Below are 22,006 nucleotides of genomic sequence, written 5' to 3' on the forward strand. Positions count from 1 at the left end.
CCGCCCGCCCGTCCACCGCATTTCCCGCTGATTCGTCCAAGCCCCGCCGATCTTTGTCCATGGACGGAGCGGCGGCCGGCGGTGAGGGTCGGTCCATGGGCGGATTCGGGGTCGACGACCGGCACGTGCGGGCGGACGAGCGGGCGGAACGGCTGACGGCAGTGCGGCCGCGCGTGCCGGGTGGTCTGGTGGCGCTGGCCCTGGGCGGATTCGGCATCGGCCTGACCGAGTTCCTGATCGCCGGGCTGCTGCCGCAGGTGGCGTCGAGCTTCTCGGTGTCCGAGGCGACGGCGGGCAGGCTGATCTCCGGGTACGCGCTGAGTGTCGCCGTCGGCGCGATCGCGTTCACCGCGGCGACGGCGCGGCTGCCGCGCAAGCGGGTGCTGGCCGGTCTGGTGGTGCTGTTCGTCGTCGGGAACCTGCTGTCCGCGATCGCGCCCACCTATGCGGTGATGCTGCTCGGGCGGGTCGTCGCCGCCCTGTGTCACGGCTCGTTCTTCGGGATCGGCTCGCTCGTCGCCCGCGACCTGGTCGAACCGGAGCGCAAGTCCCGTGCGGTGGCGGTCATGTTCGCCGGGCTGACGCTCGCGAACGTGCTGGGCGTGCCGTTCGGTGCCTTCGTGGGCGAGCGCTGGGGATGGCGGGCGGCGTTCTGGGCCGTCACGGCGGTCGGGGTGCTGGCGCTGGCCGGCATCCTCGCCCTCGTCCCCGGCCGGGCGGGGACCGGGACGGGGGACGGGACGGGGCGCCCACCGGTCTGCGGGACCAGTTCCGCGCGTTCCGGTCCGCGCAGGTCTGGCTGACGCTCACGGCCACCGCGCTCGGCTACGGCGGGATGTTCGGAGCGTTCAGCTACCTCGCGTACACCTTCACCGAGGTGGGCGGGTTCGCCTCGACGGACGTCGCCTGGCTGCTGATGGTGTACGGCACGGGTCTGGTCGTCGGGAACCTCGTCGGCGGGCGGGCCGCCGACCACGACCGGGACCGCACCCTGGTGCTCGCGCTGCTCGGACTGACCGTCACCCTGGCCGTGTTCGGTGCGCTCGCCGCCAGCGCCGTGGCGTCGGTGGTCCTGGTGTTCCTCATGGGGGTGGCGGGTTTCGCCGCCGTCCCCGGCATGATCACCCGGGTGACCGACGCCGCCCACGGTGCGGCGCTGGCCGCGAGCGCGAACGTGTCCGCGTCCAACGTCGGCAACGCCCTCGGCGCCTGGCTCGGCGGCCTGGCCATCACCGCGGGCCTCGGCTACACGGCCCCGCTGTACACGGGCGCCGCGATCGCACTGGCCTCCGTGGCCGTCATGCTGGTCGCCGCCCGAACCGTCAGGCGCCCAGGCGGTTGATGTCCCTGCTGTACAGGATCCGGCTCTCGGTCGTCCCCGGGCGGGTCAGCGCCAGCATGGCGCGGGCCAGGTGCTCGGTGGTCGTCGTGTGGGCCGGGATCAGGCGGTGCAGCAGCGGGTAGAGCCAGGAGGTGAGGGTGTACATGACGCGGTAGGAGCGGGTGCGGGAGACCGCTCCGTGGCGGGGCTGGATGTAGCCGGGGCGGAACATGTAGGCGTTCATGGGCAGGGCGAGCAGGTCGTTCTCGGTACGGCCCTTCACGCGCGCCCACATGGTGCGGCCCTGTTCGGTGCTGTCGGTGCCCTCGCCGGAGACATAGACGAAGGTCGGTCCGGGACTGGCGACGACCAGCGCACGGGCGGCCGCGAGGGTGAAGTCGTAGGTGACGCGGGTGTACGCGGACTCGTCCATCCCGGCGGAGGAGGCGCCGAGGCAGTAGAAGCAGGCGTCCACACCGGTCAGCCGGTCGGCGATGGCGGAGAGGTCGGTGAAGTCGTCGTGGACGACCTCGCTCAGCTTGGGGTGGCTGACGCCCAGCGGGCGCCGGCCCACCACCAGGACGGTGTCGACCGTGGGGTCCAGGAGGCAGGCGCGCAGGACACCTTGTCCGACCATGCCGGACGCGCCGAAGACGACGACGTTCACGAGGGGCTCCGTTGCAAGGGGGTGGCATCCGGTCCGGGGCCGGACGTCCACCAGGCGGGGGCGCGGGCCACGGCCGCGTCGACCATGTCCTGCTTGGTGACAGACGGGTCGTCGAACCAGGTCTTGACGGCCCCGGCCCAACCGTGGGCGAGGAACCGGGCGATCACCTGACGGTCGGCGCCGGGCAGGCCGGGCTGCCCGGCGCGGGCCATGAACGCGAGAGTGTACTCGCCGAAGTGCCGTACGAGGGCCTCGTACACCCCACTGTCCGCGGGGTCGGCGAGGGAGTTGCGGTAGACGTCCATGAACCGTTCGACGTGGTCGGCGACCCCGGCGGTGGCGAGGCGGAGGAGTTCCTGGGCGGAGTGTCCGCCCTGGGCGCGCAGCGCGTCCTCCGTGCGTTGACCGCGCTCCACGTCGCGGAGCACCTGGATGAGCGGGTCCAGGGGGTGCTGCAGCGGTTGTAGAAGGTCGCCCTCGCGACACGTTCGTCAGGCAGGACGGGGTGTGGCTGTTCGCCGAGCGCCGGCTGATGGCCGACTGGACGGACACCCGGCCCTCGCCCCCGTGACGGGCGGGACGCGGCGTCACATCGGCAGATGGCGTGTGAACCAGTCGGCAGCGAGGTGGGCCACGCGCTCCAGCGCGCCGGGCTCCTCGAACAGATGGGTCGCGCCGGGGACCACTTCGAGCCGGGTCTCACCCGGCATCTGCCGCATCGCCGCCCGGTTGAGCCGCAGCACCTCCTGGTCCGCGCCGCCGACGACGAGCAGCGTCGGCGGGCGGACCGACGGCAGCGCGCCCTCGGCCAGATCCGGCCGTCCGCCCCGGCTGACGACCGCGCGGACCGTGTCCGGGCACGCCGCGGCCGTGACGAGGGCCGCCGCCGCGCCCGTGCTCGCGCCGAACAGCCCGTGCCCGAGGCCCGCCGCGGGTCCGTAGCCTTCCAGCCAGTCGGCGAGGCCGGTCAGGCGCGCGGCGAGCAGGCCGATGTCGAAGCGGAGCCTCCCGGTGACCGCGTCGGCGGCCTCCTCCTCCCCGGTGAGCAGGTCGGCGAGCACGGTGCCGATCCCGGCCGCCCGCAGCTCGGCGGCGACGAAGCGGTTCCGGGGGCTGTGCCGGCTGCTGCCGCTGCCGTGCGCGAAGAGCACCACGCCCCTCGCCGCCTCGGGCACGGCCACGTCGGCTTCGAGCAGCACCCCCGTGGCGGGTATCCGCACACTCTCCATGACTGCGTTCACGGCATCCTCCTCACCGTGGAACCCCTCAAGCGCCGGTCAGGACCAGTCTCCCTCCTGCGGACCGCACCCCCCGTGTTTCGCCGGGGTTTCCGGCGGCTGTGAGTGCGGGGGCGATGGTCACGACTTGGGCCGAGCGCTTGTGTGCTTGTGCTTTCGGAGTGGACCATGGCCGGATCCCGCCCGTACCCCGAGTCTGCTGGAGGTCCCGGTGACCGCTGGCCCCATCGCTTCCGAGCCGGTCGACACGACCGTCGCGGCCGAGACCGAGCGGCGGAAGCTGCGCAAGCACTTCGGCCGCTTCGACATCCTGTTCTTCCTGCTGTGCACCATCGTCGGCGTGGACACCATCGGCACGGTGGCCTCCTCCGGTGCCGAGGCGTTCACCTGGCTGATCGTGCTGGCCGTCGTGTTCTTCGTGCCGTCCGCGCTGCTGATCGCCGAGCTCGGGGCCGCGTTCCCCGACGAGGGCGGGCCCTACATCTGGACCAGCCGGGCCTTCGGGCGGCTGGCGGCCGCCGTCAACAACTTCCTGTACTGGATCACCAACCCGGTGTGGCTGGGCGGCACCCTCGCCGTCTCGGCGGTCACCGCCTACACGACCTTCTTCAACGACGGGAAGGACCTGAGCGCCCCCGCCTTCTACGTCTTCACCCTCGTCTTCGTCTGGGTGGGCGTGCTCGCGGCGATCCTCTCCTTCGACGTCGGCAAGTGGATCCCGACCATCGGCGCCTGGAGCCGCTTCCTGCTCCTCGGCCTGTTCACGGTCACGGTCGTGGTCTACGGCATCCAGCACGGCCTGCACGGCTTCGGGATCGGCGAGTTCTCGCCGACCTACGCCGGATTCGTCGGTCTGGTGCCCGTCCTGATGTTCAACTACGTCGGTTTCGAGCTGCCCAACACGGCCGGCGACGAGATGACGAACCCGCAGAAGGACGTGCCGTACGGCATCTTCCGCAGTGCCGTGCTCTCGGTCCTGCTGTACGCGCTGCCGATCCTCGGCATCCTGCTCGTCCTGCCCGTCAAGGCGATCACCGGCCTCGGCGGTTTCGTCGACGCGATCCGGCAGGTCTTCACGGTGTACGGCGGCCATGTCGCCGCCGACGGCACGGCCACGCTCAGCGGGTTCGGCTCGGTGCTCGGGGACCTGGCCGCGATCATGTTCATCCTCACGGTGCTGTCCTCCGGCGTCACCTGGATCATGGGCTCCGACCGCGCCCTGGCCGTCTCCGGCTACGACGGCGCCGCGCCCCGCTTCCTGGGTGTGATCTCCAGCCGGTTCGGCACCCCGGTGCGGGTGAACATCCTGAGCGGCCTGGTCTCCACCGGCGTGCTGATCCTGGCCCACGAGCTGACCAACGGCAGCGCGGCCAAGCTCTTCGGCGCGGTCCTCGGGCTCGCCATCTCCACCACCCTCATCAGCTACCTGGGCATCTTCCCGGCGCTGCCGTTCCTGCGCCGGAAGTTCCCGCACACGCCCCGCCCCTACCGGGCCCCGTTCGCGTGGACCATCAGCACGGTGCTCACCCTGCTGATCGTCTTCGCCAGCGTGCAGCTGATCGCTCCGGGCGCCGGCGACCACTGGTTCGGCGCCGACTACCGGCCCGACGGCTGGCACCACGACGAGCGGGTGAAGTACCTGCTGACGGAGCTGGTCCCACTCGTGGGGTTCATGCTGCTCGGCGTGGTCTTCTGGGCGCTGGGGAGGCCGACCCGGGCGTCGATCGCCGGGCGGAAGTAGTCCGCTCCGCAGTCACGGTCAGACCGGGTCCGTCCAGCCCGCGTCGGACCGGGTCAGGGCGAACGCGTCGAGCGTGCAGCCCGCGAGCAGCAGGCCGGCCAGCAGCAGGGGCAGGGACGGCTCGCCGTGCAGGACGGCGAAGGCCCCGGCCAGGGCCCCGGCGAACATCGCCAGCACCGACAGGGCCCGGCGGCCGCTCCGGCCGCCGGGCCCTCCGGCGGCCCTGCTGTCCGCGGCCATGCCGGTGATGGTCAGGGTCAGGACGGTCGTGGTCAGGTCGGGCACGGCGAGTGCGCGGGCGGTCGCGTTCTGGACGCCCAGGGCGAGGCCGAGGAGGGCGATCAGCGAGTACCGGGAGCCGGCCGTGTCCAGGGGGCCGGCGAACCGGGCGACGGCGTAGGCGGCCAGGACCAGCACCGTCTCCAGGACGAGCGCCCGGTGCAGGACGCGGCCGCGATGGGTCCGCGCCCGGTGGGCGATCCGGCCACCGAGGAAGGCGCCCGCCCCGAAGGCGACCAGCGCGGCCAGCGAGGCGACCAGGGAGAAGCCCGCGGCGCCCGCGAGCGCGAAGCCGGAGAAGACCACGTTGCCGGTCATGTTGGCGACGAAGACATGGCCCAGCGTCAGGTAGCTGAAGGCGTCCACCAGGCCGGTGACCACGGTGAGGGCGAGCATCACCGGAGGCAGCGGGCCGTGGCGGTCCGCCGGGTCGGGCAGCACGGTCGCGCGTGCCTCACGCAGGACGGGGTGGACGGCTTCCTTGATCGACATGACGGTCCATTCGGGACGGGAACGGCGGCGCGCCTCACGCGGCGGCTCCCCTCCAGCGTCCGGCCGCCCGGCCGCGCTGTCCAACATATGGATCCGGACCCAGCGATCGCTCATACCGATCGATCGGTCCCGTACTGGTCGAGCACGCCGAGGAAGGCCGCGGCGGCGGGGGCCAGCCGGGTGCCGTCGTAGACCGCGCAGATGTGGTGCACGGCCTCGTCGTCCGTCAGGCGCAGCATCCGCGCGCCGCGGGGCAGGTCGTCGGCGGAGTCCAAGCCCAGCAGGGAGCCGGGGCCGACGACGGTGGAGCGGGGGACGACGGTGACGCCGACCCCGTGCACGGCCAGCCGGATCATGTCGTGGAGCTGGCCGACCTCGAAGTGCTCGCCCGCCGGCACCCCGGCCCGGGCGAAGGCGGCCTCGACCTGGCGGCGCAGGCCGGTGCCCCGGGTGAACTGGATCAGGGGGTGGCTGTCGGGCAGTTCGGCGAGGCCGACGGTCTCGCGGTCCGCGAGGGCGTGGTCGTGCGGGACGACGACGACCAGCGGGGCGCTGCCCAGCACCCGGTGGTCCAGCCCCTCGGGCACCTGCCGGGCACCGAGGCCGACCAGGGCGACGTCGAGGGTGCCGGCGAGGACCTCGGCGGCCATCCGGGGACTGGGGGCGTTGGACACCCGCAGGTCGACGCCGGGGTGACGGGCGTGGTATTCGGCCAGCACCTCCACCATGTCGAAGGAGACGGCCATCGTCTGCACCAGGCCGAGCCGCAGCCGGCCCCGGCGCAGTCCGGCCAGCGCGTCGAGGGCGGCCTGGGCGTTGTCGACGTCGGCCAGGATGCGCCGGGCCAGCGGTTCCAGCAGGTCGCCGGCCGCGGTCAGCCGTACGGACCGGCTGGTGCGGCTGAACAGCGGGGCGCCGACGTCCTTCTCCAGGCGGGCGATCTGCTGGCTGAGCGCCGACTGGGCGACATAGCAACGCGCGGCGGCCCGGGTGAAGCTGTGGGTCTCGGCGACCGCCAGGAAGTACCTCAGATGCCGCAGCTCCATGGGTATCAATCTCTCCCACCGATCGATTCCGGTCAATTGACAGGGTGCACCGATGGGGAGTGGCGACGGAGCGGCCCACATGGCAGTCAGCACGAAACCCGGACCCGGCGGAGGTGACGCACGCTTCGCCGCCGAGGCGATCGCCGCCGCGCCCGACCGGGTGTCCTGATCCGCCCCCGTACAGGAGCCGGACCCGCTCGGCGAAGATCATTGCGCGTACGCTCGTGCACATGGTCCAGCATCGAACGATCGACGTGAACGGAATCCGGCTGCACATCGCCGAGGAGGGCTCCGGCCCGCTGGTCGTGCTGCTGCACGGCTTCCCCGAATCCTGGCACTCCTGGCAGCACCAGTTCGGCCCGCTGGCCGCGGCCGGCTACCACGTGGTCGCGCCCGACCAGCGCGGGTACGGCAGCAGCGACCACCCGGAGGATGTCGACGCGTACAGCATCTTCCACCTGGTCGGCGATGTCGTCGGACTGATCCGGGAGTTGGGCGAGGAGCGGGCGTTCGTCGTCGGGCACGACTGGGGTGCTCCGGTCGCCTGGCACACCGCGCTGTTCCGGCCCGACCTGGTGCGCGGGGTGGCCGGGCTGAGCGTGCCGCCGCCGTTCCGGGGTGCGGAGCCGCCGCTGCAGGCCATGAACAAGCTGTTCGGCGGCCACTTCTACTGGAACTACTTCAACCTCCCGGGCGTCGCGGACGCCGAGTTCGCCCGTGACACCCGCACCACGCTGCGGAAGTTCCTCACCATGGCGGCCGGCGACGGCAGCGGCGAGATCGCGCAGCCGCTCGTCGATCCCGAGCGCGGCTGGCTCGCGGACATGCCCGACCCCGAGGAACTGCCCGAGTGGCTCACCGAGGCGGACCTGGACGCCCTCGCCGAGAGCTTCTCCCAGGGCTTCACCGGGGCGCTCAACTGGTACCGCAACCTCGATCGCAACTGGGAACTGACCGCTCCCTGGCAGGACGCGATCGTCACCCCGCCCGCGCTGTACATGTACGGCGACCGCGACGTGGTCCCGGCGTTCCCGGGCACACCCGAACTCATCGCTCAACTGCCCCGGTTGATGCCGAACCTGGTGCGCGAACCCCTCGAGCTGGCGGGCTGCGGACACTGGACCCAGCAGGAACGGCCCGATGAAGTGAACGCGGCACTCGTCGAGTTCCTCAAGTCCCTCACCTGAGGCCCCTCCGCGGTCGGGCTCCGCGGTCTCCGCGTACCTCTACGATCATCCCGTGAGTACGTGGAACCAGAGTCTGACCGCGGCCGGTGTCCGGGAGCCGAAGCTGCGCCGGGACTTCAGCACCCAGCGACGCGTGGTGCGGCGGTACCGCCGCAGCGCCTACCTGGCCTGCCGGATGCTGCTGCCACCGGCGGTGCTGCCCCATGTCCTGGGCGCCACGGCCCTGATGCACCACGGCGACGACCTCCTGGACACCGGCCCGAAGCCACAGCGGGCGGCGGCCTGGACCGCCTGGGAACAGCAGGTGCGCACCGCCCTGGAGACGGGGACGACCGATGATCCCCTGCTCCGCACCCTGCTGCACACGGTCGCCGCGTATCCCCGGCACCGGGGGCTCGTGGAGTCGTTCATGGCCACCGCCACCGTCGACCTGGAGTTCACCGGGTTCGCCACCGAGGCCGACTACCAGTCCTATCTGGACGCCTACTCGCTTCCGGCCTTCCTCCTGGTCGCGGCGCTGATCGGCCCCGAGACCGATCCCGACGGCGCGTTCCACGCCGGCTGCCGCACCTTCATCGACGGCAGCCAGCGGCTGGACTTCGTCAACGACCTCGCCGAGGACCTGCGGGAGGGGCGGCCGGGCATCCCGGCGGAGACCCTCAAGCGCTTCTCGGTCGCGGAGGAGGACCTCGCGGCGGGCCACGAGTCCTCCGCCGTCCGGTCGCTCGTGGAGCACGAGGCCGAGGCCGCCCGGGCCGACCTGCGCTCGGCCCGCGACCTCCTCGACCTGGTCCCGGCCGCCGGCCGGCCGATGGTCGGCGCCCTGATCGAGATCGAGCTGCTCACCGCCGAGGCGGTGCTCGCGCGCGGCGCCGGGGTGCTGCGCGGCTCGGCGTCGCCGTCCCTGCCGGGCACGCTCAAGGTGCTGCTGGCCGCCCGGCGCGGCGCCCGGACGGCACGCCGTTGACCGGCCGACGGCGACCCTGGTCAGCACCTCGCGCGGGAGCGTGGTGGACGAGGAAGCCCTGCTGAAGGCGATCCGCGCGGGGGCCCTGCACTCGGCGGGTCTGGACGTGTTCGAGCGGGAGCCGATGGGCGCGGAGCCCTCCCCGCCGGCCGCCGAGCCGTACGTCGTGACGCTGCCGCACATCGGGGCGGCGACCGAGTGCACCCGGGCGGCCATGGTGGACCTGGCCGTCGACAACATCCTCGACGTCCTCCAGGGCCGTCCCGCGCGGACGCCGTTGCCGGGGACCGCGGCGGTCCCCGGCAACGGCAATCACGTTCACCGGTAGCAGGTGGTGACGCCCGGGTGCCAGCGGCAGGCGATCCCGGCGAAGCCGCCGTTGGCGACGACATCGACGGTCAGCTCATCCCCGCCGTTCAGGACTTGGCGGTCCTGGACGAGGCCGTCGGCGCCGTCCCGGACGGTCTCCACCAGCCACCGTCCGCCGCCGAGGGTCAGCGGCACCGTGGCCGTGCGGGCGGCGCCCGCGTACACCCCGCCCAGGAACCAGCGGTCCCCGCTGCGGCGGGCGAGCACGGCTTCCTGACCGGGACTGCCCGCCAGCAGTCGGGTGTCGTCCCAGGCCGCGGGTTCCTGGTCGAGGAAGTCCCGGGCGAGCGGCCGGGCGTCGTACGACTCGGGGGTGCCCGCGAACATCTGGAGCCCCGACTCGTAGACGACGGTGAGCCCGACCTCGGCCGCGTCGGAGTTGGGGCGCAGCCCGACGCGCTGGAAGCCGCCGGGGGTGAAGTCCATGGAGCCGATGACGTTGCGGGTGAAGGGCAGGGTGGTGAGGTGGGTGGCGGTGTTGGTGCGCTTCTCCTCGCCGCCGACGGCCTCCATGGTCATCACCTGCGGCCAGGTGCGCTGGATGCCCTTGGGCAGGGTGGCGCCGTGGAAGTCGACCATCAGGTGGTGTGCGGCGGTCTCCGCGAGGATGGTGTCGTACCACTGGAACATGGACTGCGCCTCGGAGTTCATGAAGTCGATCTTGACGCCCTTGACGCCCCAGCGCTCCAGCGTGGGCAGCCACTGGGCGCGTTCCTCGGGGGTGTCGAGGTCGCGCTGGTGGATCCAGACGACGATCCCGACGCCCTTGGCTCGCGCGTAGTCGACGAGTTCGGGCATCCAGCTGTTCGTCTGCCAGTCGGGGTCGGTGACGTCCCACTCGTCCTTCTTGAAGTACCAGCCGGAGTCGACCGCCTCGTAGGGCCAGTGGTGTTGGGCCGCGTAGTCGACGTAGGCCTTCTGCGCGGCGAGGCTCTGGCCCGCCGTGCGGCCGCCGGCCAGCCAGGTCCACAGCACCGTCCCGGGGCGGATCCAGGAGGTGTCGGCGACCTTCGACCTGGGGGCGAGGTCGTCGGTGAAGGTGGATTGGGTGACGGTGGCGAGATCGCCGGTGATCATCGCCCGCCAGGGGGTGGCGAGCGGCCCGTCGGTGTGGACCCGGGCGTCGGCGAGCTCGATCCGGTAGGTGCCGGTGCCCTGGGTGTGCGCGAGCCGGGCGCCGGAGTAGCTGCCGGTGAGGTCGGACTCGGCCAGCAGGGTGTAGCCGCCGTCGGTGGCGAACAGGGCCTGGTCCGAGTACGCCCCGGTGGGCGCGGTGGCGGCGGTGTACTGGTTGAACTGGCCCTCGTTGTCGACCCGGTAGGTGCTGAGCCAGGCGCCCGCGTCCGGCGGCAGGGTGAAGGCGGAGCTCTCGCCGAGGACGTCGCCGTACCCGGCGGGGAGTACGTACCGGTAGGCGATGCCGTCGGCGGAGGCGCGGACGACGAGGTCGAGGCGGGCGCCGGCGGCGGTGGCGAAGGACAGCCGGGTCTCGTTCATGTGCACCCTGCGGTCCAGCCGCTTGCCGGACTTCGCCCGGTAGTGCTCGTCGACCGTGCGGTCCCTGCGGTGCAGGAAGCGCAACCCCTGGGACAGATCGGCCTGTTCGGTGACGATGCCGACGGGAGACGGTTCGACGACCGTACGGCCCTCGCGCGTCACCGAGAGACTCAGCGTGCCGGTGGTGTCGTCGAGGGATATCCGGGCCCGGGGTGCGTGGGCGGCCTCGGAGACGGTCCAGGTGTGCGACCGCTGCTCGGCGCGTGCGGGCGCGGTCGTCAGGAGGGTGGCCGCCAGTCCGGCGCAGAGCGCGGCGACCATGGTTCTGGGGAGCGGAACAGCCATGAGAACCCTGCCTTCTGGTCGGTGGTTACGGCAGTCCCCACGCCGCGCCCGGTTCGCTGACGGCGACCGGCGCGATGACGAGGTCGGGACGGGAACCGGAGTGCACGAGGACCTCGCGGCCGCGCGGCAGGTCGATGGCGAGGGTGCCGTCGCCCAGGTCGTGGGTGCGGGCCGGGGAGCCGTCGTCGAGCAGGACGGTGAGCGGGCCGGTCAGCCCGTGCCGGAGCCGGAGGGGTTCGCCGGCCAGACTGCGGACGCGGATGAAGCGGGTGGTCCCGCCCCTGCGGGCGGCGCTGACCAGGAAGGCGCCCTGGGTGCGGAAGTTGTGCAGGGTGAGGTCCGCCCAGGCGGTGGGGACGGCCGGGAAGACCCGGACGATCCCGCCCCAGCTCTGGCAGAACATGTCGTGCAGGGACTGCGAGGCGGACAGCGGGGTCTCGATGACCGGACCGGCCTCGGTGTAGTGGGTGTTGGGCCGGCAGGGGTAGCGGGTGCTGGGGTCGAAGAACTTCCGCAGGTAGCCGATGGCCGTGTCGCCGTCGCCGGTCATCGCGTACATCGAGGCGGCCCCGGTGTAGCTGTAGCCGCGGTGGGCGCCGGTCAGCGCGTGCCAGCGGACGACGGACCGGGTGATCAGGTCGCGGTTCTCGGGCTGGTCCCAGTTGACGAGGTACAGCGGGTACACCATCAGCAGGTGCGAGTAGTGGCGGTGGGACTGCGCGTACGGGGTGTCGGCGCCGATCATGAAGCCGTTGTCGTCGACCGGGTACGGGGTGAGCCGCGCCAGCACCTCCTGCCAGCGTGGTTTCAACTCGTCCTCGATGCCGAGCAGTTCGGCGGAGTCGAGGAGGGTCTGGCAGCCCCAGCGGATCAGGGCGAGGTCGTAGTTGGTGTCCTGCGGCGGGACGACGGGGTACTCGGGCGAGAGCGTGCTCGGCAGGTGCAGCTTGCCGTCGCTGCCCGGGGTGAGGAAGTGCCAGTAGTAATTGATCGTGCGGCGTAGCAGCGGGTAGATCGTGTCGCGGAGCAGTGACTTGTCCATGGAGTGGCGGTACGACAGCCAGACGTTGTGCAGGGCCCAGGTGAGGTCGCCGGTCTCGGCGCCGGTTCCCGGTTGTCCCACCTCGCGGTTGGCGAACATGTCGGAGCTGCGGCCGATGCCGGAGCTGTCCGTGCGGTAGGCGGCGGGCACGTTGGCGGTGAGCTGTTCCTGGCTCTGGCGCAGGGTGGTGGCGAGGGAGTCCAGTTCCGGGTGGTTGAAGGCCTGGATGAGCCAGTACTCGAGCTGGACGTTGAGGTTCCACCAGACGGCGGGCCAGGGGGTGGGTTCCAGCCAGGGGCCGGGGGTGGCCATGACCGGGCCGTCGGCGCGGCTGGCCGAGGCGACCTTGTACAGCTGGATCCAGTGGAAGCTCTGGAGGCGCTGGTCGGGGAAGGAGACGAAGCTCTTGCGGTAGAAGGCGTGCCACCAGTGGGTGTGACGCCGTCTGAGCGCGCTGTACGACACGGCACCGCGCAGGTTCCGCCGGGAGTCGGCCTCGGCGGCCGTGTCCGAGGGGAAGCTGTGGCCGACGCTCAGGAGCAGTTCGTCGCCGGTATGGCGGTAGGAGGTGGCCGTCTGGCCGCCGCCGGTGAGGGGTTGGAGCACCTGCTCGGTGCCGTCGGCCGTGGTCCGGGTGGTCCAGGGCGGGTTGGCGGTGTAGCCGGCGGGCGGTGACTCCTGGATCTTCCGGGGGCTGATGGCCTCCTCGGGGTGGAAGGTCCAGCTGACCTGTTCGCCGCCGTCGGCCGTGGCACGGACGGCGAGCACCTCGTCGTGGATCAGGGCGGCGAGGGTGAGGGTGCCGGCGGTGGTGGTGACGGTGCCGGTCAGTTCGGCGTTCCAGAGGCTGAGGCGCCAGTCGACGGCGGTGATGGTGCCGACCGGTTCGAGGGTGAGGTGGCCGACCGGGAGGCGGGCGGTGCCCCAGCCGCTCCCGAACTGTGGACGGTGGTCCTGGACCCGGCCGTGCTGCACGGTGAAACGGACCTGGTTGGCGCCCGGTTCCTGGTAGATCATGCTGCCGAGCAGCCCGTCGCCGAGGAACGGCCCCTCGTACCAGAGGGTGGGAAGTCTGCTCCACAGCAGGTCCTGGCCGCGCAGGAAGCGGTCCCAGGCGCCGTCGGTGGTCATGGTGTCACGGAGTGTCCAGGGGCGGCGCCCGGCGGCGGCCACGGCGTCGGCCGGTTCCGCCGGTGTCGCACGGGCGGTCGCGGGCAGGGCCGCGACCGCGGCGCCGCCGAGGGCGGTGCCGAGCACGGCTCGGCGGGGCATCGGTGAACGGTTTTCCGGCTGCGAGGTCATCGTCGTCCTCCAGACCTGACGGATCATCGATACATCGGGTGTATCGGGGAACCTAGGGATCCGAGGTACACCTGTCAACAACCCCAACAGTGCGCGAATTCGGCCGACTTGGGCCAAAATCAGCCTCTGACCTGAGCGTTCACATCGATAACCATCACTCAAGTTCTTGACTCCTCCGACGTATTGAGGTTGCCTGCGTTTTCGCTCGCACCTCCTCACCGGAAAGGACCCTCGATGGACCGGAGATCCGTCTTACGGGCCGGCGCCGGAGCGCTGTTCACCCTCCGGCTGACCACGGGCACCGCCGTCGCGGCGGCCGACCCGACCGCCGGCTGGACACAGACCTCGTTCACCTACAGCTGGCAGAAGCCCTGGAACCTCGACCTCGCCGATCGGCACAGCTATGCCGACGGGGTGCACCGCATGTGGGTGTACGCCACCGACGAGCCGTTCGAGGAGGGCAGCGACACCGACCCGCGTACCGAGATGCGCTGGAAGGTCGACTACAGCACGGGCAGCCACATGTGGGACGCCGACGTGTACCTGCCGTCCGGCACCGACGGCGCGTCCTTCGTGCAGATCCTGCGCAGCGTCCATCCGTCGGGCACCCCGGCCACCGACATCATGCTCAACGTGTACGACACCGGCGGCGGCACCGTGCGCCGGTACGACGGCACGGTGCTCAGAACCGGCGCGTACGACACCTGGTTCAACGTGAAGATCGCGCACGAGGCGAGCACCGGGACCGGCACCGTCCGGGTCTACTTCGACGACTCCCTCGTCCTGACGGTGGACGACCGGGGCCCGGCGACCCGCTACTTCAAGAACGGCGTGTACAACCACGGTTCCGGCCGGGCGGAGGCCCGTTTCCGCAACCTCCGTTACTGGACGAGGTGACCGGCCGCGGTCAGCCCTTGCGCCACTTCTGGTTGCTGGTGCCGGCGCAGGTCCACAGCTGGAGCTTGGTGCCGCTGGCCGTGGCGTTGTCGGTGACGTCGACGCACTTGTCGGCGAGGGCGCTGACCAGGTCGCCGGCCGAGCTGAGGTAGAACAGCTGGGCGCGGTTGCCGCTGCAGTTGGCGACCTGGATCGCGGTGCCGTCGGCGGTGTTGCCCCAGGCCAGGTCCATGCACAGGCCGAGCGAGCGGATGGTGCCGTCCGACTGGAAGACCCACTTCTGCCGGGCGGCGCCCGAGCAGTCCGCGATCTGCAGCCGGGTGCCGTCCCCGCCCCCGCCCGTGACGTCGACGCACCGGCCGGATCCGGTGCCGATCAGCTTCACGCCGGCGACGGTGGTGGACTTGGTGCCGCCGCTGGACGAGGAGCCCCCGGAGGAGGACGACCCGGACGAGGAGGACTTGGTACCGCCGGACTTCGTACCCGAGGACGTGGAGCCCGAGTTCGAACCCGAGCCCGAGCCGACGGACCCGCCGCCGGACTGCTGCCCGGTCGAGCCGGTGCCTGTGCCGCCGGCCGACCCGGAACCGCCGGAGGTGTCCTTCGCGGGCCGGTGGGACGGCGTGTGCGAGGGCTTCGGCGACGACGACGGGGAGGCCGACGGGGACTCGGAGGTCGCGGACAGGGTCGTGGGCTCCCCCGCCGCCACCGCGGCGGCCGTCGTGGAGTCCGGGTCGGGGAAGAGGTCCACCCGGCTCAGCAGCGGTACGGCCAGGGCGGTGACGACGGTGAGTCCGGCCGCCGCGCCGACGGTCGCCCACACCCGCACGCCCGGCACGAGCCCGCGCCGGGGCGTGGCGGGGCGGCGGGCGAAGGTGTCGCTGAAGCGTCCCGCCGGGGTACCGGGCCGTTCCGCCGAGGGCCGGGGTTTGCGAAGGGGCGGCACGTCGTCTCCTGTCAGGTCTCGTGAAGGTCTCGGAGCGCCCGGGACAAGCGGGGGCACAGGAACAGTAACCAAGGGACGGCGCCGAACCGCCCGCCCGTCCACGAAGATCCCGCCGAACGTCACCTTCCGTCCACCTATGCGGAGTTGGCTGTGACGAATTCGTTGACGTGTGCAGCAAGGGCGACTTCGGGAACTCCCGTTTTTCGCGCTAGCGTTCGCCACTGAAGCGATTCACCACACCCCACACCCCCCGCTCCACACCCCCACGGGCACCACAGCACCACAGCACCACCCGACACCGGAAGGCGGAGGCCGTGAGCCTCATCGACCCTGACCGCGCCGACGGCGCGGACCGGACGCTCGGCCTCCTTCTCGCGGAGCGCGACAGCCTGCGCCGCTTCGTGACCGGCCTGATGGGGCGCGATCCCCACGGCGCGGAGGACGTCGTCCAGGAAACCCTGTTGCGGGCCTGGCAGTCGGCCGACCGGCTGGACTGGCGGGACCGGCCCATCCGCCTGTGGCTGTTCCGGGTGGCCCGCAACCTCGTGGTCGACGGACAACGCCGGGACCGGACCGTTCCGGTGGGCATCACGGCGGCGGACTTCGGCCCGGCGATGCCCGCGCCGGTGCCCGACCACGCCGAACAGGTCGGCGACCGCCGGGTCCTGGTCTCCGCGCTGCGCACCCTCACGCCGGCGCACCGCGAAGCGGTCGCCCGGGTCCATCTGCTCGGGCAGCCGGGCGAGGACGTGGCCCGCCGGCTCGGGCTGCCCCCGGGCACGGTCAAGTCCCGTACCCACCACGGCATCCGCGCCCTGCGCACCACCCTCGAATCCCACGGCTTCCGCCCGGCCGGGGCCGAGCATCTCCGGAAAGAGACGCGATGACCTCCGACACCATCACCACCCTGCTCGGCCTCGTCGGCGTCCTGGTCCTGGTGCTCGCCGTCACGCACTGGCTGGTGCGGCGCGGCGGCGGCTGGAAGGCCCTGTGGCGCCGGCTCGGGCGGGAGATCACCCTCACCGTGCGGGCGTTCACCGGACCGGTGCGCACGGAACTGCGCTACCGGCGCGGTCTGCGCCTGCTGGTGCGGCTGCTGCGCGACCCGGCCGTGTGGGCCGACGCCGAGCGGGCCATCGCGCTGGCCGCGGCCCTCCGCCCCGGAGTCCGGCCGTACGGTGTGCTGACCGGACCGGAGTGGCTGGGCGTGCTGGTCGCGGCGGACGGCGAGGCCCTGCGCGAGCCTCCGGAGCCCTGGGCGGCGGACGAGAGCGACCCGCGCCTGTGGTGGATCGACCGATCCGACCTGACGGACGAGGCCGAGGAGTTGCCCTCACCGCTGCTGGTGTGCGTGGGGCACGACCTGGGCCACGCCGTGCTGCTCGACGTGCGCTCCGGACCGCCCGCGCTGTCGGTGTACGGCCCCGCGCGCGCCGCCCGTACGGCCCGTGCCGTCCTCCAGGCGCTCGCGGCCCAGCTGGACGCCCGGCTGCCCGAGGGCCGGGTCGCCATCGGCGCCGGAGTGCATCCGCGGCATCCGGGGCTGCCGGCCGCGGCGGCCGTCGGGCAGCCCGGTATCGAGGTCGCGGTGTGTGCCGAGCCGTTGGAGCGCGCGCTGCCGTCCGGTGTACGGCTGCTGAGCCTCGGGGTCGCCCGGGGCCGGACCCGGCTGCTTGAGATCGCACCGGACTCGATGCTCACCGTGCACGGCGCGCCCGCCGCCGCCCGGGTCGACGTCCTGCCGCTGTCCCGGGCCGTCGCCCGGACGCTGGCCGTCCTGCCGCCGGGTCCCGGCCTGCCGGACGACGAGGTCGCGCGCCCGGCGGACGTCACACCCGTCACCGACCCCGACCTGCTGCCGGACGAGCCGGACCTCGACGCCGGCGCGGCCCCCGCCACCCAGCCGACCGGTGTCTCCGCGACCCGGCAGGACCCCGAGCCCGCACCCGCCGCCGCACCGGCTCCGGCCGTGACCGTCGACGGCGACGACGACTTCGCGGAACCGAGCACCCCCGAAGCGGCCGGCGTCTCCGCGACCTCGCCGCAGGCGCCGTAACCGCCCCGACCGCCGTACCCGTCCCCCGATCCCGTACGAACGACCGCCCGGCTGGGAGCCGTGAACCTCACCATCACCACCGTGGACGCCACGGACGGACAGCGCCGCGACCACCAGGTCCGGCTGCCCTCGAACGCCACCGTCGGCGATCTCGCCGCCGCCCTCTCCCAGGACGAGGACGCCGCCACCGGCGGCGCGGACTGGGCGACGGCCGGCGCGCCCCGCACGCGCGGCCTCTACGCCGGGGACCTCCGGCTCGACCCCGCCGCACCGGTGTCCGGCAGCGGGGTCCACGACGGCGGGCTGCTCGGGCTCGGCGGTCCGGCGCGCCCGGCCGACCTGGTCCGGGTCCATGACGACGGCGAGCGGGACGGTGTGCTCGCCGAGGTGCACCTCGTCTCGGGGCCGGGTGCCGGCCGTACCTGGCGGCTCGCGCCGGGCAGCCACGAGATCGGCACCGACCCGCTGTGCGCCCTGCGGCTCGACCCCGCCGACGGGGTGCCCGAGTCCGGGCTGTGGGTGACGGTCGGCGCGGACGGCACCGCGACCTGGCAGCGCATCGACGCCGACCCCGAGGCCGCGGTCCGGGCCCGGCTGGCCTCGCCGCCGCCGGACGACGCCATCACCCAGCTGCGCCGGCCGCGCCCCCAGCCGCCGCGCGAACGCCCGGCGGGGCCCGGCCCGGTGCCGTGGCCGGCCGGGGAGGATCTGACCGTCGGCCCGGTGCTGCTGCGGATGACCGCGCCCGTCGAGCCGGACGCCGCCGTCACGCCGTCCGCCGACGGCTACGGCGTGGACTACAACCGGCCGCCGCGCATCGCCCCGCACCTGGACGCCGAGCGGGTCCGGCTGCCGCAGCCGCCGTCGCCACCGCAGAAGCGGCCGTTCCCGACCGTGATGATGATCTCCCCGATCGTCCTCGGTCTGTTCATGGTCAGCATCTTCAAGTCGTACTACTTCCTGGTGTTCCTGTTCCTCAGCCCGATGATGATGCTGTCGAACTGGGCGACCGGCCGGCGGGCGGCCCGCAAGCAGTTCCTGGAGTCGGACGCGGCCTACGAGCGGCGCCGTGACGTCCTGGAGGAGCAGGTCCGGGACGCGGTGGTGGGCGAGCGGCGGGTGCGGGACAAGACCGGCCCGGACCCGGCCGCCGTCGCGCTGATCGCGACCGGCCCCGGCGGCCGGCTCTGGGAGCGGCGCCGCCGCGACCCGGACCACCTCGTGCTGCGCCTCGGCACAGTGGACCAGCCCTCGGTACGCGAGCTGGAGGACCCGGCGCGGGACGAGAACCACCGTTCGATCCGCTGGAACATCCCCGACACACCGATCGGCGTCGACATCACCGCCCATGGTGTGGTGGGCATCGCGGGTCCGGCCGCCGAGGTGCAGCCGCTGGCCCGCTGGCTGGTGGCGCAGGCGGGCGTGCTGCACAGCCCGCGCGACCTGAGGGTCGTGGTCCTGACCGAGCCGGACCGGGTGGCGGACTGGGCGTGGACGCGCTGGCTGCCACATCTCAAGCCCGGCACGGCCGCCGGGCCGGTGGTGCTGATCGGCAACGACCCCGAGTCCACCGCCGCCCGGATCAGCGAGCTGGTCTCCCAGGTGCAGTCGCGCCGCCGGCAGGCCGGCAATGAGCGGGACGTGGTCTTCACCGACCCCGATGTGCTGGTGATCGCGGACGGGGCGCGGCGGCTGCGCGACGTGCCGGGCATGGTCCAGGTGCTCAAGGAAGGCCCGCGGGTGCGGATCTTCAGTGTCTGCCTGGACGAGCAGGAGCGGCTGCTGCCCGAGGAGAGCACGGGTGTGGTCCTCGCGGCCGACGGCCGGCTGACCGTGCGGCGGCCCGGCGCGCCGGATCTGCCCGCCGTCCGCGCCGACGGGGTCTCCCCCGAGTGGTGCGAGCAGCTTTCCCGCGCCCTGGCCCCGATCCGTGACGTCAGCCCCGAGCACGACGCCGGACTCCCCCAGCGGGTCCGCCTGCTCGACCTGCTGGAGCAGGAGCCGCCCAACGCGCAGGCGCTGTGGGAGCGCTGGCGGTCCGAGCCCGCCTCCACCTCCTTCCTGATCGGCACCGGCTTCGACGGGCCGCTCTCCCTGGACCTGGTGCAGGACGGACCGCACGGCCTGGTCGCCGGTACGACGGGTTCCGGCAAGTCGGAGCTGCTGCAGACGTTCGTGGCCTCGCTGGCCGCCGCCAACCGGCCCGACGAACTCACCTTCGTGCTGGTCGACTACAAGGGCGGCAGCGCCTTCAAGGAGTGCGCCAACCTGCCGCACACCCTCGGCATGGTCACCGACCTCGACGCCCACCTCGTGGAGCGGGCCCTGGAGTCGCTCGGCGCCGAACTGCGCCGCCGTGAGCAGGTGCTGGCCGCCGCCGACGCCAAGGACCACCCCGAGTACCGGGCCAAGCGGGCCGCCGATCCGTCGCTGGCCCCGCTGCCCCGGCTGCTCCTGGTGATCGACGAGTTCGCCACCCTGGTCCGCGAAGTCCCGGACTTCGTGCCCGGGTTGATCAGCATCGCCCAGCGGGGCCGCTCGCTCGGCATCCACCTGATCCTGGCCACGCAGCGCCCGGCGGGTGTGGTCACCGGTGACATCCGCGCCAACACGAACCTGCGGATCGCGCTGCGGGTGACGGACATGACCGAGAGCCAGGACATCATCGACGTCAAGGACGCCGTCGACATCTCCTCCGCCACCCCCGGCCGGGCCCTGGTCCGGCGCGGACCGAAGCAGGCGGACCCCTTCCAGACCGCCTGGGTGGGCGCGGAGCGGCCCCGGGAGACCCCGGCCGCGACGGCCGAGACGGAGGCGGCGGGCCCGCGCAAGCCGGTGCGTGCGGTGGACGTGGGCTGGGACGCGCTCGGCCGTCCGGCCGAACTGCCCGCCGAGCGGCGGACGGTGACGACCACGTCCGCCCAGGGCCCGGCCCCGACCGACCTCCAGGCCCTCGTCGAGGAGATCCGCACCGCCGCCGACCTGCTCGACGACTTCACCCAGCAGCCCAGCCCCTGGCTGCCTCCGCTCCAGCGCGAACTGACCCTGGACGACCTGGACGGACTCGGCGCCACCCGCGAGGGCCGGCTGGTCATCCCCTACGCCCTGGAGGACGTCCCGCAGCTCCAGCAGCGCCGGGTCGCCGTGGCCGACCTGGCCACCTTCGGGCACCTGTACGTGATCGGCGCCCCGCGCTCGGGGCGTACGCAGGTGCTGCGGACCATCGCCGGTTCGGCGGCCCGCGCGGCCGGCACCGCCGACGTGCACATCTACGGCATCGACGCGGGCGGCGGCGGACTGACCGCCCTCGGCGCGCTGCCGCACTGCGGCGGTGTGGTCTCCCGGCACGACCTGGAGCGGCTCGGCCGGATGCTGCGCCGGCTGAACCGGGAGCTGACCGAGCGGCAGGACCTGGCGCAGACGCACAGCGCGACCGGCATCGCCGAGCTGCGCAAGCTGCTGCCGAAGGCCGAGCGGCCCGCGCACATCCTGCTGTTCATCGACGGCTGGGACTCGCTCTCGGTCATCATCGACGAGCACGACCACGGCCAGCTGGTGCAGGAGGTGACCCGGCTCATCCGCGAGGGCGCCGCCGCCGGCATCCATGTCATCGCCACCTCCGAACGCTCGCTGCTGGGTGGGCGGATGGCCGCGCACAACGACCACAAGCTGCTGCTGCGGCAGGGCGACCGCAGTGACTACCAGGCCGTCGGCATGATGCCGAACAAGATCCCGGCCGACATTCCGCCGGGCCGTGGCTGGCACGTCCTCAGCGGCACCGAGACCCAGGTGGCGCTGCTGGCGACCGGCGGCGGCACCGAGCAGGCCGAGGCGCTGCGGGCGATCGGCGAGAGCGCCCGCAAGCGGGACGCCCAGGTCCCGGACGCCCGGCGGCCGTTCCAGGTCGCGGTGCTGCCGCGCTCGGTGGAGTTCGCCGAGGCCTACGAGAAGGTCGCCGCGACCGACCGGCGGCCGATGTGGGGGCTGCTCGGGGTCGGCGGCGACGAGGGCGGTGCGGTCGGCACGGACCTCGCGGGCTCCGCGTCGGCGTTCGGGGTGTTCGGCCCGGCCGGGTCGGGCCGCAGCAACGCGCTCGCCTCGATCGCCGTGTCGCTGCTGGCCGGCGGTACCTCGCTGGTGGTCCTCACCCCGCGCGAGTCGCCGCTGCGCGCCCTGGAGCGGCACGGCACGGCCACCGTGCTCACCGAGAACGACCCGTCGGCGGACACCGTGCGGGCGGCGCTGGACGCCCTGCCGGGGCCGCGGGTCGTGATGATCGACGACGCCGACCTGATCACCAACTCGGCGGCGGACAAGCTCCTCAAGGAGATCGCCGTCTCGGGCCGGGACCAGGGTCTCGGGCTGGTCTACGCGGCCTCGGCGGAGGGCTTCCAGAGCGGGATGAGCGGCTGGACGCTCGCGGCCCGGCGGGCCCGCCGCGGTCTGCTGCTCTCGCCGAAGAACCTCACCGAGGGCGACCTGGTCGGCGTACGGCTGATGCCAAGTGTGGTGCGGGCGACGACGCATCCGGGCCGGGCCTGGATGGCCGGTCCCGGTGGCGCGCTGCTGGCCCTGCAGGTGCCGCTCACCCCGCTGCGGGCCTGATCCGCGGCA

The 22,006-nt window shown here is 72.9% G+C and carries 15 protein-coding genes and 2 pseudogenes; 9 read left to right on the plus strand and 8 right to left on the minus strand.

Features of this window, described 5'->3' with window-relative positions; all coding sequences use genetic code 11:
- Positions 1-173 precede the first annotated feature (173 nt).
- A pseudogene (locus ACFZDK_RS18615) lies at positions 174-1,342 on the plus strand (MFS transporter).
- On the opposite strand, the gene ACFZDK_RS18620 reads toward ACFZDK_RS18615, so the two are convergent.
- The 3 genes from ACFZDK_RS18620 to ACFZDK_RS18630 all read right to left on the minus strand — a co-directional run bounded on the left by ACFZDK_RS18620 (position 1,323) and on the right by ACFZDK_RS18630 (position 3,217).
- Entirely contained in the window at positions 1,323-1,988 is a 666-nt protein-coding gene (locus ACFZDK_RS18620) for an NAD-dependent epimerase/dehydratase family protein (RefSeq protein WP_390973706.1), read from the minus strand. The pseudogene ACFZDK_RS18615 and the gene ACFZDK_RS18620 sit on opposite strands and share 20 nt — an antisense overlap.
- On the minus strand, positions 1,985-2,404 hold the full coding sequence (locus tag ACFZDK_RS18625) for a hypothetical protein (protein WP_390973708.1): 420 nt from the start codon (positions 2,402-2,404) through the stop codon (positions 1,985-1,987). The genes ACFZDK_RS18620 and ACFZDK_RS18625 overlap by 4 nt, the downstream gene beginning before the upstream one ends.
- Before the next feature lie 171 nt (positions 2,405-2,575).
- Entirely contained in the window at positions 2,576-3,217 is a 642-nt protein-coding gene (locus ACFZDK_RS18630) for a dienelactone hydrolase family protein (protein ID WP_390974235.1), read from the minus strand.
- Positions 3,218-3,437: 220 nt separating this feature from the next.
- Between ACFZDK_RS18630 and ACFZDK_RS18635 the strand changes: the two genes are divergently transcribed.
- Complete coding sequence (locus ACFZDK_RS18635; protein WP_390973710.1) at positions 3,438-4,967, plus strand: amino acid permease; 1,530 nt, start codon at positions 3,438-3,440, stop codon at positions 4,965-4,967.
- Positions 4,968-4,985: 18 nt separating this feature from the next.
- On the opposite strand, the gene ACFZDK_RS18640 is transcribed toward ACFZDK_RS18635, so the two are convergent.
- Together ACFZDK_RS18640 and ACFZDK_RS18645 are read right to left on the minus strand one after the other, a co-directional pair.
- Entirely contained in the window at positions 4,986-5,738 is a 753-nt protein-coding gene (locus tag ACFZDK_RS18640; protein WP_390973713.1) for a DUF1275 family protein, read from the minus strand.
- 110 nt (positions 5,739-5,848) lie between these two features.
- On the minus strand, positions 5,849-6,784 hold the full coding sequence (locus ACFZDK_RS18645) for a LysR substrate-binding domain-containing protein (protein ID WP_390973715.1): 936 nt from the start codon (positions 6,782-6,784) through the stop codon (positions 5,849-5,851).
- A gap of 230 nt (positions 6,785-7,014) precedes the next feature.
- Here ACFZDK_RS18645 and ACFZDK_RS18650 point away from each other — a divergent pair, with 230 nt between their 5' ends.
- The 3 genes and pseudogenes from ACFZDK_RS18650 to ACFZDK_RS18660 form a co-directional block, all read left to right on the plus strand.
- Entirely contained in the window at positions 7,015-7,971 is a 957-nt protein-coding gene (locus tag ACFZDK_RS18650) for an alpha/beta fold hydrolase (RefSeq protein WP_390973716.1), read from the plus strand.
- A 52-nt stretch (positions 7,972-8,023) separates the two neighbouring features.
- Positions 8,024-8,938 (plus strand): squalene/phytoene synthase family protein, encoded by a 915-nt coding sequence (locus tag ACFZDK_RS18655; protein ID WP_390973718.1) that lies wholly within the window; start codon positions 8,024-8,026, stop codon positions 8,936-8,938.
- A gap of 13 nt (positions 8,939-8,951) precedes the next feature.
- Positions 8,952-9,266: pseudogene (locus ACFZDK_RS18660) on the plus strand (NAD(P)-dependent oxidoreductase); the annotation flags it as partial.
- Here ACFZDK_RS18660 and ACFZDK_RS18665 read toward each other — a convergent pair.
- On the minus strand, positions 9,257-11,149 hold the full coding sequence (locus ACFZDK_RS18665) for a glycoside hydrolase family 97 catalytic domain-containing protein (RefSeq protein ID WP_390973719.1): 1,893 nt from the start codon (positions 11,147-11,149) through the stop codon (positions 9,257-9,259). The pseudogene ACFZDK_RS18660 and the gene ACFZDK_RS18665 overlap by 10 nt on opposite strands.
- A 25-nt stretch (positions 11,150-11,174) precedes the next feature.
- Positions 11,175-13,493 carry a Tat pathway signal sequence domain protein gene (locus ACFZDK_RS18670; protein WP_390973721.1) on the minus strand — a complete coding sequence of 773 codons (2,319 nt, stop codon included), beginning with the start codon at positions 13,491-13,493 and terminating at the stop codon, positions 11,175-11,177.
- A 234-nt stretch (positions 13,494-13,727) separates the two neighbouring features.
- Here ACFZDK_RS18670 and ACFZDK_RS18675 point away from each other — a divergent pair, with 234 nt between their 5' ends.
- Entirely contained in the window at positions 13,728-14,390 is a 663-nt protein-coding gene (locus tag ACFZDK_RS18675; protein ID WP_390973723.1) for a polysaccharide lyase family 7 protein, read from the plus strand.
- A gap of 10 nt (positions 14,391-14,400) precedes the next feature.
- Here the strand turns inward: ACFZDK_RS18675 and ACFZDK_RS18680 are convergent, their stop codons facing one another.
- Entirely contained in the window at positions 14,401-15,336 is a 936-nt protein-coding gene (locus ACFZDK_RS18680) for a ricin-type beta-trefoil lectin domain protein (protein WP_390973724.1), read from the minus strand.
- 314 nt (positions 15,337-15,650) lie between these two features.
- Here ACFZDK_RS18680 and ACFZDK_RS18685 point away from each other — a divergent pair, with 314 nt between their 5' ends.
- The 3 genes from ACFZDK_RS18685 to ACFZDK_RS18695 are packed head-to-tail and all read left to right on the plus strand — an operon-like array spanning position 15,651 to position 21,997.
- The gene (locus tag ACFZDK_RS18685) at positions 15,651-16,223 is read left to right on the plus strand and encodes a sigma-70 family RNA polymerase sigma factor (protein ID WP_390973726.1); all 573 of its coding nucleotides are present in this window, start codon (positions 15,651-15,653) and stop codon (positions 16,221-16,223) included.
- Complete coding sequence (locus tag ACFZDK_RS18690; RefSeq protein WP_390973727.1) at positions 16,220-17,392, plus strand: hypothetical protein; 1,173 nt, start codon at positions 16,220-16,222, stop codon at positions 17,390-17,392. The genes ACFZDK_RS18685 and ACFZDK_RS18690 overlap by 4 nt, the downstream gene beginning before the upstream one ends.
- Before the next feature lie 60 nt (positions 17,393-17,452).
- Positions 17,453-21,997 (plus strand): FtsK/SpoIIIE domain-containing protein, encoded by a 4,545-nt coding sequence (locus tag ACFZDK_RS18695; RefSeq protein ID WP_390973729.1) that lies wholly within the window; start codon positions 17,453-17,455, stop codon positions 21,995-21,997.
- The last annotated feature ends 9 nt before the right edge of the window (positions 21,998-22,006 follow it).

This window comes from Streptomyces sp. NPDC007901, assembly GCF_042959465.1.
Classification (GTDB): Bacteria; Actinomycetota; Actinomycetes; order Streptomycetales; family Streptomycetaceae; genus Streptomyces.

Excerpts from the sequence above, each read along its gene's own strand:
- ACFZDK_RS18630 (WP_390974235.1), bottom strand. The coding sequence starts at position 3,217 with ATGGAGAGTGTGCGGATACCCGCCACGGGGGTGCTGCTCGAAGCCGAC.
- ACFZDK_RS18640 (WP_390973713.1), bottom strand. The coding sequence starts at position 5,738 with ATGTCGATCAAGGAAGCCGTCCACCCCGTCCTGCGTGAGGCACGCGCG.
- ACFZDK_RS18645 (WP_390973715.1), bottom strand. The coding sequence starts at position 6,784 with ATGGAGCTGCGGCATCTGAGGTACTTCCTGGCGGTCGCCGAGACCCAC.
- ACFZDK_RS18650 (WP_390973716.1), top strand. The coding sequence starts at position 7,015 with ATGGTCCAGCATCGAACGATCGACGTGAACGGAATCCGGCTGCACATC.
- ACFZDK_RS18665 (WP_390973719.1), bottom strand. The coding sequence starts at position 11,149 with ATGGCTGTTCCGCTCCCCAGAACCATGGTCGCCGCGCTCTGCGCCGGA.
- ACFZDK_RS18670 (WP_390973721.1), bottom strand. The coding sequence starts at position 13,493 with ATGACCTCGCAGCCGGAAAACCGTTCACCGATGCCCCGCCGAGCCGTG.
- ACFZDK_RS18675 (WP_390973723.1), top strand. The coding sequence starts at position 13,728 with ATGGACCGGAGATCCGTCTTACGGGCCGGCGCCGGAGCGCTGTTCACC.
- ACFZDK_RS18690 (WP_390973727.1), top strand. The coding sequence starts at position 16,220 with ATGACCTCCGACACCATCACCACCCTGCTCGGCCTCGTCGGCGTCCTG.